We start from the raw sequence: 13,231 nt of genomic DNA on the forward strand, positions 1-13,231 counted from the left end.
TCAAAGTCTGGTCAGGGACAGGCCAACCCAGGTTGCGAGCAGCCCGCCGAATACGCTGATACCGGCATAACCGAGGGCCAGCGGTACTTGCCCGCTTTCCAGCAAGCGCAGCGTATCCAGTGAAAAGGATGAAAAGGTCGTCAGACCGCCTACAAAGCCGACAATCAAGCCGGCACGAATTTCGATGGGCATTTCAGGGCGCAGCAGAAACAACCCGTATAGCACTCCGATGATCAGGCATCCGACGATGTTCACCGCGAGTGTCGCCGCATAAAAATGGCGTGGCCAGTTGGCGCTTACCCAGGTCCCCGCCGCAAAGCGCAATAATGTACCAGCGATCCCGGCGATCGACACCGCAAGAATGGTCTGAATCATCACTTTCTCCGCTTACGAGGGCTGGCGTCGTCCAATGCACCCAGGTGCCTGAGCTTCTCGCCGATCTTGAGCTCCAGACCGCGCGGCACAGGCTGATAATACTGCCGCGGTTCCAGCTCGTCCGGAAAGTAGTCTTCGCCAGCCGCATAAGCTTCGGGCTCATCATGGGCGTAGCGGTACTCTTCACCGTAACCGAGCTGTTTCATCAACTTGGTGGGCGCATTGCGCAAGTGCAGCGGAACCTCAAGCGAACCATGCTCACCGGCTTCACGCATCGCCGCCTTGAACGCCATGTAGACCGCGTTGCTTTTCGGGGCACAGGCCAGATAAACGATGGCCTGTGCCACCGCCAGTTCGCCCTCAGGACTACCAAGACGCTCCTGCACGTCCCAGGCTGACATGCACAATGGCAGCGCACGAGGATCGGCGTTGCCGATATCTTCGCTGGCCATACGCACTACGCGCCGCGCCAGATACAGCGGGTCGCAGCCACCGTCGATCATGCGCGCAAACCAGTACAGCGCTGCATCCGGGTCAGACCCGCGAATTGATTTGTGCAAAGCCGATATCTGGTCGTAAAAAGCCTCGCCGCCCTTGTCGAAGCGGCGTCGACTGTCGCCAAGCAGGCTCTGCAGAAGCTCGACATCGATCTCGCTGCCATCTTCGGCCAGATCGGAAGCATTCTCCAGCAGATTGAGCATGCGCCGGCCATCCCCATCGGCAGCGGCCATGAGAATCGTAAAGCCCTCGTCGCTCAGGGTCAGCTGCCGCCTGCCTAACCCGCGCTCTTCGGTAAGAGCACGATTGACCAGCTTGCGCAGCGCCGCTTCGTCCAGGCTTTTCAGCACATAGACGCGGGCCCGGGACAACAAGGCATTATTGAGTTCGAACGAAGGGTTTTCGGTAGTAGCGCCGATAAAAATCAGCGTGCCATCTTCGACGTAAGGCAGGAACGCATCCTGTTGCGACTTGTTGAAACGGTGCACTTCGTCGACGAACAGAATCGTGCGTTTGCCATATTGCCCGGCCTGCTGTTTGGCGACTTCCACTGCCTGACGGATTTCCTTGACCCCCGCCAGCACGGCGGAAACAGTCTCGAAATGCGCATCCGACACCTTGGCGAGGAGCCTTGCCAGCGTGGTTTTCCCCACACCCGGCGGCCCCCAGAAAATCATCGAGTGCAGCGCGCCTTGCTCCAGCGCCTCACGCAGTGGCTTACCGTGCGCTAGCACGTGCTCCTGACCGACGTACTCGTCCAGATTGGTAGCACGCAAACGTGCAGCCAGAGGCTGAGCTATCGGTTCGCGGCTGAACAGATCCATGATCAGGAATTGGCCCTCTTACTCTTGAATGACATCAGCGCCCTTGGGAATCTGGAACTGAAACTTGCTGGCCGCAATCGGCTCGTTGGCCTTGACGCCGGTGAACAGAATATTGGTGCGCTGACCCACGCTGTCGATTAGTTGCATGTCATTGATGATGCCGTTGCGAAACGACAGACGCAGGCTGTCGAACAGCGTGTCCCTGGTCTTGGGTTTGAGCACGAAGTCGATCACGCCGCCTGCTTCCTTCGCGGTGATATCGAAGCTCTCGCTGATTTTCGACACATCACCGGACAGCAGCAAGGCCGGGGTCTGGGTCAGGCGCTGATCGAGCTTTTTGATCGTGACCTGCTCAAGATCAGGGTCCCACAACGACACTTTCTTGCCGTCGGAGACCATCAACTGCTCCTGAGGCGCATCAGTGTGCCAGTTGAACAGGCCTGGACGCTGCAAGGCCATTTCGCCTGTAGTCTCCTGCAGTTGGGTACCGCCACCGTCCAGTGTCAGTTGCGAGAAGCGTGCGGTCAGAGTCTGGGATTTCTCTAGCAACTGGGTCAGACGTGCCACGTCCTTGCTGTCGGCATGGGCGGACATCACGGAGAAGGTCAGTGCGGTGGCCAACAGCATGCGGATAAGACGCATGGGATTCCTCTTTGAAGTCGATGATGATGCGACAGCGTACCTTGCACGCTGCCGCCACAGTTCGGGGTGATAAAAATCAGTCGCGCACCGGCCCTGGAGCCAGGACCTCACGCGATCCGTTGGTATTCATGGAGGTTACGACGCCAGCCATTTCCATCGCTTCGATCATGCGCGCTGCGCGGTTGTAGCCGATCTTCAGTTTGCGCTGCACCGCAGAGATCGATGCACGACGGCTTTCGAGTACGAACTTGACGGCCTCATCGTAAAGCGCGTCGCTTTCGCTGTCTTCACTGCCTTCACCGCCACCGCCATCAAAACCGCTACCGGGCTCTTCCACACCGGCGAGAATGTCGTCGTTGTAATCAGGAGAGCCGCGCAGTTTCCAGGCTTCGACTACACGATGCACCTCTTCGTCGGAAACGAACGCGCCGTGCACGCGAATCGGCAGGCTGGTGCCCGGCGGCATGTACAGCATGTCACCATGACCCAGCAGTTGTTCGGCACCGCCCTGATCGATGATGGTCCGGGAATCGATCTTGCTCGACACCTGAAACGCCATGCGCGTGGGGATGTTGGCCTTGATCAGACCGGTAATCACATCCACCGAAGGACGCTGGGTCGCGAGGATCAGGTGGATCCCGGCAGCACGAGCCTTCTGGGCGATACGGGCGATCAGCTCTTCGACCTTCTTGCCGACGATCATCATCATGTCGGCGAATTCGTCCACCACCACCACGATGGTTGGCAGCTTGCTCAGCAGCGGCGCTTCGTCGTGGATGCTTTCACGCTTGTACAGCGGATCGGCCAGCGGCTCACCGGCATCCTGGGCTTCCTTGACCTTCTGGTTGAAGCCGGACAGGTTACGCACGCCCATCTTCGCCATCAGTTTGTAACGGCGCTCCATCTCGGCAACGCTCCAGCGCAAGGCGTTGGCAGCGTCCTTCATGTCGGTTACAACCGGACACAGCAAGTGCGGAATGCCTTCATAGATGGACAGCTCAAGCATTTTCGGGTCGATCATGATCAGCTTGGCGTCTTCCGGGCCGGACTTGAACAGGATCGACAGGATCATGGCGTTCACACCCACCGATTTACCCGAACCGGTCGTACCGGCCACCAGCAAGTGCGGCATCTTGGCCAGATCGGTAATCACCGGCTTGCCACCGATGTCATGCCCCAGCGCCAACGTGACAGGCGACTTGGCGTTATCGTACTCGGGGGTCGACAGCACTTCGGAGAAGCGCACGATCTGGCGGTCTTCGTTGGGGATCTCGATACCGACCGTGGTCTTGCCCGGGATGACCTCGACCACGCGCACGCTGGTGACCGCAAGTGAACGCGCAAGGTCCTTGGCGAGGTTGGCAATGCGACTGACCTTGACGCCAGCCGCCGGCTGAATCTCGTAGCGGGTAATGACGGGACCGGGATGAATCGAGTCTACCGAGACCTCGACACCAAACTCCTTGAGCTTGATTTCCAGCAGATGACCGACCGCCGCCAAGGACTCAGGCGAGTAATTGAGCTGCTTCTTTTCTGCCGGGTCGAGAATGGAGATCGGCGGCAAGGTGCCCTCCACTGCGCTGTCGACGAACAGCGGGGCCTGTTTTTCTTTCAGGACACGCTTGCTCGGCTCCGCCGGCTTTGACGGGGCTGGTGCGATTACGGCCGGCACGTGTTTTTCGCGCTCGGCCATGTGCTTGCCGAGCGACGCTTCACGCTCCATCAGACGCTCTCTGGCCTTGGCCTGTTCGCGACGGTCGGGAGCAACGGGCGCGACCACATCATTGACGCGCATGTCGACTTCGCGCAGTTGCGCAACCATCTGCTTGCGCTCGGCACGGGCGGTCCACCAGCGGTTCGCCGCCCCCTGAAACAGTTCGAACAGATCCAGAGTGATCTTGCCGGTGACGTCCATCACCTTGAACCACGACAGATCGGTAAACACGGTCAGGCCGAACAGAAACAAGGCTATGAACAGCAACGTGCTGCCCTGGATATTCAGGGCCTTTTTGGCCAGATCACCCAGCACTTCGCCAAGCACACCGCCCGCCGAACCCGGGAAGCCGGCCGAAAAATGAAAATGAATATGCGCCAGCGCTGCACCTGCCAGTATCAGGAACACAAGACCGATCAGACGCCAGGAGAAAAGCCAGCCGCTCCATTGCCACGGTTCATGACGATGACGAAAGACCTGCCAGGCCTTGATCGCCAGCAACAACGGGAAGATATAGGCAAAATAACCCAGAATCATGAACAGGATATCGGCGCAGAATGCACCGGCACGGCCTGCCGCGTTCTGCACTTGCGCGGCGTTGCTGCTGGTGTGGCTCCAGCCGGGATCGCTCTGATCGTAGGTCAACAATGCCATCATCAGGTACAGGCACAGGGCGCCAAAGGCGATCAGGGCCCCTTCCTTGAGCCGGTAGTGCAATTGCTGCCGCCAAAGCGGAACAGCGCTGGGTGCTGGGGTGGATTTCTTCAAAACGCTTTATTTCCTGCGCTGTAGCGCGAACATCTCGTTGATTGACCAGAAACGGCTGTCGGACGGCGCTGACTGCTCCCGTATGGACAGGGGGTGGCAGACACCGCAAAGCCCGTTCGGCAGACGCTTGAATGATAACGCCCAAAGCAGGCATTGTACGGCTTTACAGGCACTTGGGTCTGCACGAAAACGCGTCAGACCGACTTCAGACAGTTCTGCAGCCCGACACAGGCTTTCATGTTCGCTGACGATGTTCAATTTGAGCACGCATTCCGTTTTGTGACAAAGGCTTATGATGTGTTTCTATCAACGCCCACAACCTCATAACGGCTAGCTCCTCACTCCTGCATCCGTGCCCTACCGCACGTGCCAGGTACGCGCCATAATGACAACCGCTTGTGACCACGCCTGCTGCACAGAGTTGCACTCTCAGGCAGGTGCGCCCTCCCCTTCCGCAAAGTTGTGATGCCATGCTGACCTGGTTGAACCGCAACAGCCTAGATTTCCCGCCACTGGAAAAAGCTCTTCGTGAGCCCAACGGCTTACTTGCCGCGGGCGGAGACCTGTCGGCGGATCGCCTGATAAACGCCTACCGGCACGGCTGCTTTCCATGGTTTCAGGAAGGTCAGCCGATTCTCTGGTGGTCTCCCGATCCACGTACGGTGCTCTTTCCCGAAGAGCTGCATGTTTCGCGCAGCCTCGGCAAAATGCTGCGTCAGTCTCGCTATCGCGTGACCTTCGACGAGGATTTCGCCAGCGTGATCAAGGCCTGCGCCGCGCCTCGCAGCTACGCCAATGAAACCTGGATTACCGGTTCGATGCAGGATGCCTACCTTGAGCTGCACCGGCGCGGCCACGCGCACAGTGTCGAGGTATGGGATCAGGATGAGCTGGTCGGCGGACTGTATGGTCTGGCGATGGGACGGCTATTCTTCGGAGAATCGATGTTCAGTCGTGCGGACAACGCATCCAAAGTCGGATTCGCCACACTGGTAAATTACCTGACCGAATGGGGCTTTGTGCTGATCGATTGCCAGATGCCGACCCAACACCTCAGCAGCTTCGGCGCGCGCTCCATTTCTCGACAGGCTTTTGCCGATTATCTGCGCCGCCATCTGGATCAGCCGACCGATGCCGACTGGTCATCTAGGCGAGTTTGACAGGCTGGCATACACTCATGGTCAGGGATTTACGATTAGGCGAAAACCATGACAGAGCTGGCGAGGCTGAAGTTTTATGCCACTCAACCGCACACCTGCAGTTACTTGCCCGAAGAGCAGGCGACCACCCTGTTCCTGGACCCCAGCCAGCCAATGGATGTACAGGTCTACGCCGATCTGTCGGACATGGGCTTTCGCCGTAGCGGCGACCACCTTTACCGCCCCCACTGCCAAAACTGCAGCGCTTGCGTACCCGCGCGCATTCCCGTGAACCTTTTCGTACCCGACAGGCAGCAAAAACGCATCTTGAAACGGAATACCGATATCCAGGTACACAGCGCCAGACCGGCTTTCACCGAGGAGTATTTCGATCTTTATCAGCGCTACATAGAACAACGACACGCTGATGGCGACATGTTTCCACCCAGCCGAGAGCAGTTTTCGAAATTTCTGGTTCGTGACCTGCCTTTTTCGCGGTTTTACGAGTTTCGTGTCGATCAGCGCCTGTTGGCCGTGGCCGTCACCGACCTGCTACCCAATGGCCTTTCTGCGGTCTACACGTTCTATGAACCCGATGAAGAACGCCGCAGCCTGGGCCGCTACGCGATTTTGTGGCAGATCGCCGAAGCCGCCAGGCTCCAACTGCAGGCGGTGTACCTGGGTTACTGGATCAAGAACTGCAAAAAGATGAATTACAAGACCCAATATCGACCCATTGAGCTACTGACCAATCAAAGATGGGTCACTCTGTATTGAACCCCTTGGCTTAAACTGGTTTTTTCGGGCACAATGCACGCCGCTTTTGCCTGGCGCCACTTGCACCGGGCCACTCATTTGTATACCGAGGGCTTTACTGCATGTCGAAAGAAGACAGCTTCGAAATGGAAGGCACTGTCGTCGACACCCTGCCCAACACCATGTTTCGCGTGGAGTTGGAAAACGGGCACGTCGTAACCGCGCATATCTCCGGCAAGATGCGCAAGAATTACATCCGTATTCTGACCGGTGACAAAGTGCGTGTAGAACTGACGCCCTATGACCTGAGCAAAGGGCGCATCACCTACCGCGCTCGTTAAACAGGCATTGACGAAAACGCCCGGCATAAGCCGGGCGTTTTTGTTTGCCTGTTGCATACCGCTGGCTTCCCGGGCCTGTCCCCGCATCTACCACCCATGCGGGGATAAGCTCCGGACGTTAGGCCATTTCTGCCGTGGTTTCGAAATCGAAGGTGATCTCGCCATCCTTGATGTCGATGTGAACCACGCCGCCATGCTCTGACAATTCGCCGAACAGAATCTCTTCGGCAAGTGGCCGCTTGATCTTGTCCTGAATCAGGCGAGCCATCGGCCTGGCACCCATTGCCGCGTCATAACCGCCCTGCGCCAGCCAGCTTCTCGCCGCCTCGGACACTTCGAGCAATACACGCTTGTCTTCCAGCTGGGCCTGAAGCTCGGTAAGGAACTTGTCGACCACGCTCTTGATGACTTCGTGACTGAGGCGACCAAACTGAATGATGGTGTCCAGACGGTTGCGAAACTCTGGCGTGAAGCTCTTCTTGATCACTTCCATCGCGTCAGACGAGTGGTCCTGATGCGTGAATCCGATCGAAGCCCGTGCAGCGGACTCAGCCCCGGCGTTGGTGGTCATGATCACGATCACATTGCGGAAATCAGCCTTGCGCCCGTTGTTATCGGTCAGCGTACCGTGATCCATTACCTGCAGAAGCAGGTTGAAGACTTCCGGGTGGGCCTTTTCGATTTCATCGAGCAGCAACACACAATGTGGCTGGCGAGTGATCGCTTCAGTCAACAAACCGCCCTGGTCGAAACCGACGTAGCCCGGAGGTGCGCCGATCAGACGGGAAACGGTATGCCGCTCCATGTATTCGGACATATCGAAACGAATCAGCTCGACGCCCAGCGCCTTGGCCAGCTGGCGAGCCGCCTCGGTCTTGCCGACACCGGTGGGACCCGCGAACAGGAATGAACCTACCGGCTTGTCAGGCGACTTGAGGCCTGCACGCGAAAGCTTGATCGCCGTGGACAACGAGTCGATGGCCGCATCCTGACCAAACACGGTGAGCTTCAGATCGCGCTCCAGGTTACGCAGCAGTTCCTTGTCGGAGCTATTGACGTGTTTTGGCGGAATACGCGCAATCTTGGCAACGATGTCTTCGACCTGAGGCACGTCGATACGCTTGACGCGTTGCTCGACAGGCTGCAGACGCTGATAGGCCCCCGCTTCATCGATTACATCGATAGCCTTGTCCGGCATATGCCGGTCGTTGATATAACGCGATGCGAGCTCGGCGGCGGCGCGCAGGGCCTCGTCACTGTATTCGATACTGTGATGCTGCTCGAAACGGCTTTTCAGGCCTCGCAGGATCCCGATGGTGTCCTCGACCGAAGGCTCGGACACATCGACTTTCTGGAAGCGACGCGCCAGTGCGCGGTCTTTTTCGAAAATTCCGCGAAATTCCTGAAAGGTCGTAGAGCCAATGCAGCGGATCTCGCCAGACGACAGCAATGGCTTGAGCAGGTTGGACGCATCCATCACCCCGCCGGAAGCTGCGCCAGCGCCGATGATTGTGTGGATCTCATCGATAAACAGGATCGCCTGAGGACGCTTGCGCAACTCATTGAGCAGCGCCTTGAAACGCTTCTCGAAATCGCCACGGTATTTGGTCCCGGCCAGCAAGGCACCCAGGTCAAGCGAGTAGACAACACTGTTGGCAAGCAGATCAGGGACTTGGTTATCCACGATGCGCTTGGCCAGACCTTCGGCGATAGCCGTCTTGCCGACCCCCGCTTCACCGACCAGCAACGGATTGTTCTTGCGACGACGAGCGAGAATCTGAGCCACACGCTCGACTTCGCTTTCGCGACCGACCAGCGGATCGATGCGCCCCTGGCGCGCCAACTCGTTCAGATTGCTGGCATAGGCATCCAGAGGATTGCCTGAGGAAGATGCTTCACCGCCCTCGTCGTCCTGCATATCCTGTTCACCTTCAGAAGAGTGTTCGCCATGCCCAGGAACCTTGGAGATACCATGGGCGATATAGTTGACGACATCAATCCGGGCCACGCTCTGCTGCTTGAGCAGAAATACGGCCTGGCTTTCCTGCTCACTGAAAATTGCAACCAGTACGTTGGCACCGGTCACTTCGCGCTTGCCGGAGCTCTGCACGTGGAAGACTGCCCGTTGCAGCACGCGCTGGAACCCGAGCGTCGGTTGTGTCTCGCGATCCTCGTCATGTACAGGGATCAGCGGGGTGGTGGAGTCGATGAACTCCTGCAGATCATGCTTGAGTTTATCGAGGTTTGCGCCGCAGGCACGCAGGACAGTGGCTGCAGCCTCGTTATCCAATAGAGCCAGCAGAAGGTGCTCGACCGTCATGAACTCATGACGCTTCGAACGTGCCTCCTTGAAGGCAAGATTGAGGGTGACTTCGAGCTCACGGTTTAACATAGCTTCACCTCATACCCAAGTGGTCGGCGTTTAACCGTCCTTCTCGATCTCACAGAGTAGCGGATGCTGGCTCTCCCTGGCGTATTGATTGACCTGCATCGCCTTGGTCTCGGCGATGTCACGGGTAAACAATCCGCAGACTGCCCGTCCCTCTGTATGGACGGCCAGCATGACTTTGGTGGCCAGCTCACGATTCAGATTAAAGAACACCTCGAGTACTTCTACGACGAAATCCATCGGGGTGTAGTCATCGTTGAATAAAACCACCTTGTACATCGGTGGGGCCTGCAGGGTCGGTTTGGCGTCCTGCACCGCGATACCCGCCGAGTCGTCCTCATGCGACTGCGGACCATCCTGATTGAATGTTAGTCGAATCTTGCTGAATGCATGCATGGAAAGAAATGTTCGTTTGGGGGCGGATTGAACAGTCAGTCGCAGTCTGGACGGTTTTCAAACGGACTGCCACATGACCTTGACTATCAGCTAAACGGTGTTACAAACAATAGAGCCCACATTGGGTAAAAAGGGTCCGCGCAGTCAACCAAAATTTTTGGGGCGAGGCGGATTGAAGTGGATGATACTCCTGACGGAGTCCTTTGCAGAGGGAGATGGTGATGATTGAAGGAAAAGTCAAGTGGTTCAACAATGCAAAAGGGTTTGGATTCATAAACGCTGAAGGCAAGAGTGATGAGGATCTGTTCGCTCACTTCTCGGCTATTGAAATGGACGGTTACAAAACCCTCAAGGCTGGCCAGAAAGTCAGATTTGAAGTCGTTCACGGCCCAAAAGGGCTGCAGGCAATAAAAATCAACAGCTCGGACGTACCAAAGCAGGATCCGGCAAAGGACACGCAGCCGCAACTTCAGCAGGACCACGCTCACGCGGACGCCTGATGCTCATGTTGAAAAAGTCAGTTGACGTATAAAGGCAGCCATCAGAGCCCGCCGAATTGCCAGCAGCATGCAATGAGCCTTGCCGGACACGTAAAGAGACATAGACGTTGGTCTGCTTTATGCCCGTCGCGCTCCACAGGGTATCGAATTAGCGGTTATTGCACCGCGGATACCCAGACTCCAAGACGTTCAATTCGCCTGCTCCAGGCCGTCCTGCACAACGCAAGTCCGCCCTTCCCCATCTGATCCCTCGTCTCCAGGCCTGACATGCCAACCTTTCCAGACGCCTGACTGGAAGGCCGCACGTTCGACCAACGGCGGATATTCATTTTTTGATAGCTCGCATAGCATTAATGCTTGGTGCCAATGGTTTGATATACTCGCGCCGTGACCGCAGAGTCATCAAGGCCGACCCGTCCGAATTCTGACCCTCGGCCTTCCTTATGCGTCGGGCTGCTACCTGACCCGACAGCTTGACGCTCGACTGATGCACCCAACATCACCGCGAATAAACCTCGACCTGGCTCATGGCCGAACCGTGGGCAAGCGCGCCTAGAATGCGCGTATCGAGATTTTGTGCATGCTCAGCAAAAGAGAGTTAATACGAATGTCCAACCGCTCGAAGATCATCTACACCTTCACCGACGAAGCTCCGGCCCTCGCCACCTACTCCCTGCTGCCTATTATCGAAGCGTTCACGGCGACCTCCGATATCGACGTGGAGACACGCGACATTTCTCTGGCGGGCCGTGTTCTTTCCAGCTTCCCTGAATTGCTTGCCGACAAAAAAGTGCCGGATCATCTCGCCGAGCTGGGCAAACTGGCCACCACGCCAGAGGCCAACATCATCAAGCTTCCTAACATCAGCGCCTCGGTCCCGCAATTGAAGGCGACCATCAAGGAACTCCAGAATCAGGGCTACAACATTCCTGACTACCCTGAAAACCCTTCCACTGACGCGGAAAAAGAAACCCGCGCACGCTATGACAAGACCAAAGGCAGCGCCGTGAACCCGGTCCTGCGTGAAGGCAACTCCGACCGTCGCGCGCCCCTCTCGGTCAAGAATTACGCTCGCAAGCACCCGCACAAGATGGGCGCCTGGTCTGCTGATTCCAAGGCTCACGTTGCCCACATGAGCAACGGCGACTTCTACGGCAGTGAAAAAGCCGCCGAGATCGCAGCTGACGATACTGTCAAGATCGAACTGATCGCTCAGGACGGCAGTACCACCGTTCTGAAGGAAAAAACTGCCGTCAAGGCTGGCGAAGTCGTCGACTGCTCGGTAATGAGCGCCAAGGCACTGCGCAGCTTCATTGCTGCCGAAATCGAAGACGCCCGCAAGCAGGGCGTACTGTTTTCGGTGCATTTGAAAGCCACCATGATGAAGATCTCCGACCCGATCATGTTCGGCCAGATCGTCGACGAGTTCTACAAGGATGCGCTGACCAAGCACGCCGATACCCTCAAGCAGATCGGCTTCAGCCTCAACAACGGCATCGGCGACCTGTACGACCGCATCACTACCCTTCCCGCCGACAAGCAGGCAGAAATCAAGGCTGACATCGAAGCGGTCTACGCCGTTCGCCCTCAGTTGGCGATGGTCAATTCCGACAAGGGCATCACCAACCTGCATGTGCCAAGCGACGTAATCGTCGACGCATCGATGCCTGCGATGATCCGTGACTCCGGCAAGATGTGGGGCACAGACGGCCAGTTGCACGATGCCAAGGCAGTTATCCCGGATCGCTGCTACGCCACCATCTATCAGGCGGTCATCGAAGACTGCAAGAAAAACGGCGCGTTTGACCCGACTACCATGGGCAGCGTACCGAACGTGGGTCTGATGGCCCAGAAAGCCGAAGAATATGGCTCGCACGACAAGACGTTCCACATCCAGACCAACGGTGTGGTTCGTGTTACCGACAGCCAGGGCAACCTGCTGATGGAACAGAACGTCGAAGCAGGCGATATCTGGCGCATGTGCCAGGCCAAGGATGCACCGATTCAGGACTGGGTAAAACTGGCCGTCAACCGCGCTCGCGCCAGCGACACCCCGGCTATCTTCTGGCTGGATTCGTCGCGCGCGCACGACGGCGTGATGATCGAAAAAGTGCGTAAGTACCTGGGCGATCACGACACGTCGGGCCTGGATATCCAGATCCTGTCGCCGGTCGATGCAATGAAGCTGACCCTGGAGCGTACTCGCGCTGGCAAGGACACCATTTCGGTGACCGGCAACGTATTGCGCGACTATCTGACCGACCTGTTCCCGATCATGGAACTGGGCACCAGCGCGAAGATGCTGTCGATCGTTCCGCTGATGAACGGCGGCGGTCTGTTCGAAACCGGCGCAGGTGGCTCGGCTCCGAAGCATGTCCAGCAGTTCGTCGAGGAAAACTTCCTGCGCTGGGATTCGCTGGGCGAATTCCTGGCTCTGGCGGCGTCTCTCGAGCACCTGGGCCATGCCTATAGCAATCCGAAGGCGCTGGTGCTGTCCAAGACCCTCGACCAGGCCACTGGCGAGTTCCTGGACCGCAACAAGTCGCCTTCACGCAAGGTCGGCGGCATCGACAACCGCGGCAGTCACTTTTACCTGACCCTGTTCTGGGCTCAGGCACTGGCTGCTCAGAACGACGATGCAGACCTCAAGGCGCAATTTGCTCCTTTGGCCAAGACCCTGACCGACAACGAAGAAAAAATCGTTGCCGAGCTGAACGCTGTTCAAGGCAAGCCGGTGGAAATTGGCGGCTACTACTTCCCTAACCCGGAAGTTACCAGCAAGGCCATGCGCCCGAGCGCGACTCTCAACGCCGCCATCGATGCGCTGAAAGCGTAAACGGCATAAGCGGTGCGGCGCGATACGGCGTCGCCCAGCCAAAAGCCCCGGCC

Annotated in this window: 11 protein-coding genes; 5 read left to right on the forward strand and 6 right to left on the reverse strand. The window is 57.5% G+C overall.

Annotated elements, in window-relative coordinates; translation table 11 throughout:
• The 4 genes from crcB to ftsK all read right to left on the reverse strand — a co-directional run bounded on the left by crcB (position 1) and on the right by ftsK (position 4,821).
• Positions 1-375 (reverse strand): fluoride efflux transporter CrcB, encoded by a 375-nt coding sequence (gene crcB, locus MME58_RS16270; protein ID WP_055006661.1) that lies wholly within the window; start codon positions 373-375, stop codon positions 1-3.
• Positions 375-1,697 (reverse strand): replication-associated recombination protein A, encoded by a 1,323-nt coding sequence (locus MME58_RS16275; RefSeq protein WP_054986959.1) that lies wholly within the window; start codon positions 1,695-1,697, stop codon positions 375-377. Before MME58_RS16275 ends, crcB begins: the two co-directional genes overlap by 1 nt.
• Positions 1,698-1,715: 18 nt before the next feature.
• Complete coding sequence (lolA, locus tag MME58_RS16280) at positions 1,716-2,339, reverse strand: outer membrane lipoprotein periplasmic chaperone LolA (RefSeq protein WP_054986958.1); 624 nt, start codon at positions 2,337-2,339, stop codon at positions 1,716-1,718.
• Positions 2,340-2,415: 76 nt separating this feature from the next.
• Positions 2,416-4,821, reverse strand: a complete 2,406-nt coding sequence (ftsK, locus tag MME58_RS16285; RefSeq protein WP_054986957.1) for a DNA translocase FtsK — start codon at positions 4,819-4,821, stop codon at positions 2,416-2,418.
• Between the two features lie 470 nt (positions 4,822-5,291).
• Here ftsK and aat point away from each other — a divergent pair, with 470 nt between their 5' ends.
• The 3 genes from aat to infA all read left to right on the forward strand — a co-directional run bounded on the left by aat (position 5,292) and on the right by infA (position 7,057).
• Positions 5,292-5,981, forward strand: coding sequence for a leucyl/phenylalanyl-tRNA--protein transferase (gene aat / locus MME58_RS16290; protein ID WP_054986956.1), 690 nt, complete (start codon positions 5,292-5,294; stop codon positions 5,979-5,981).
• 48 nt (positions 5,982-6,029) lie between these two features.
• Positions 6,030-6,737 (forward strand): arginyltransferase, encoded by a 708-nt coding sequence (locus MME58_RS16295; protein WP_055005192.1) that lies wholly within the window; start codon positions 6,030-6,032, stop codon positions 6,735-6,737.
• Positions 6,738-6,838: 101 nt separating this feature from the next.
• Positions 6,839-7,057, forward strand: a complete 219-nt coding sequence (gene infA, locus MME58_RS16300; RefSeq protein WP_002553999.1) for a translation initiation factor IF-1 — start codon at positions 6,839-6,841, stop codon at positions 7,055-7,057.
• 118 nt (positions 7,058-7,175) lie between these two features.
• Here infA and clpA read toward each other — a convergent pair whose 3' ends face one another.
• Together clpA and clpS are read right to left on the reverse strand one after the other, a co-directional pair.
• Positions 7,176-9,449: an ATP-dependent Clp protease ATP-binding subunit ClpA gene (gene clpA / locus MME58_RS16305; RefSeq protein WP_003371759.1), complete on the reverse strand. Its 2,274-nt coding sequence runs from the start codon at positions 9,447-9,449 to the stop codon at positions 7,176-7,178.
• Positions 9,450-9,479: 30 nt separating this feature from the next.
• Positions 9,480-9,842, reverse strand: a complete 363-nt coding sequence (gene clpS, locus MME58_RS16310; protein ID WP_004884680.1) for an ATP-dependent Clp protease adapter ClpS — start codon at positions 9,840-9,842, stop codon at positions 9,480-9,482.
• Between the two features lie 215 nt (positions 9,843-10,057).
• Between clpS and cspD the strand changes: the two genes are divergently transcribed.
• Together cspD and MME58_RS16320 are read left to right on the forward strand one after the other, a co-directional pair.
• Complete coding sequence (cspD, locus tag MME58_RS16315) at positions 10,058-10,342, forward strand: cold shock domain-containing protein CspD (protein WP_277623031.1); 285 nt, start codon at positions 10,058-10,060, stop codon at positions 10,340-10,342.
• 607 nt (positions 10,343-10,949) lie between these two features.
• Complete coding sequence (locus tag MME58_RS16320; RefSeq protein WP_055005193.1) at positions 10,950-13,178, forward strand: NADP-dependent isocitrate dehydrogenase; 2,229 nt, start codon at positions 10,950-10,952, stop codon at positions 13,176-13,178.
• The last annotated feature ends 53 nt before the right edge of the window (positions 13,179-13,231 follow it).

The sequence above is a fragment of the Pseudomonas syringae pv. tagetis genome (assembly GCF_022557255.1).
Classification (GTDB): domain Bacteria; phylum Pseudomonadota; class Gammaproteobacteria; order Pseudomonadales; family Pseudomonadaceae; genus Aquipseudomonas; species Aquipseudomonas caricapapayae.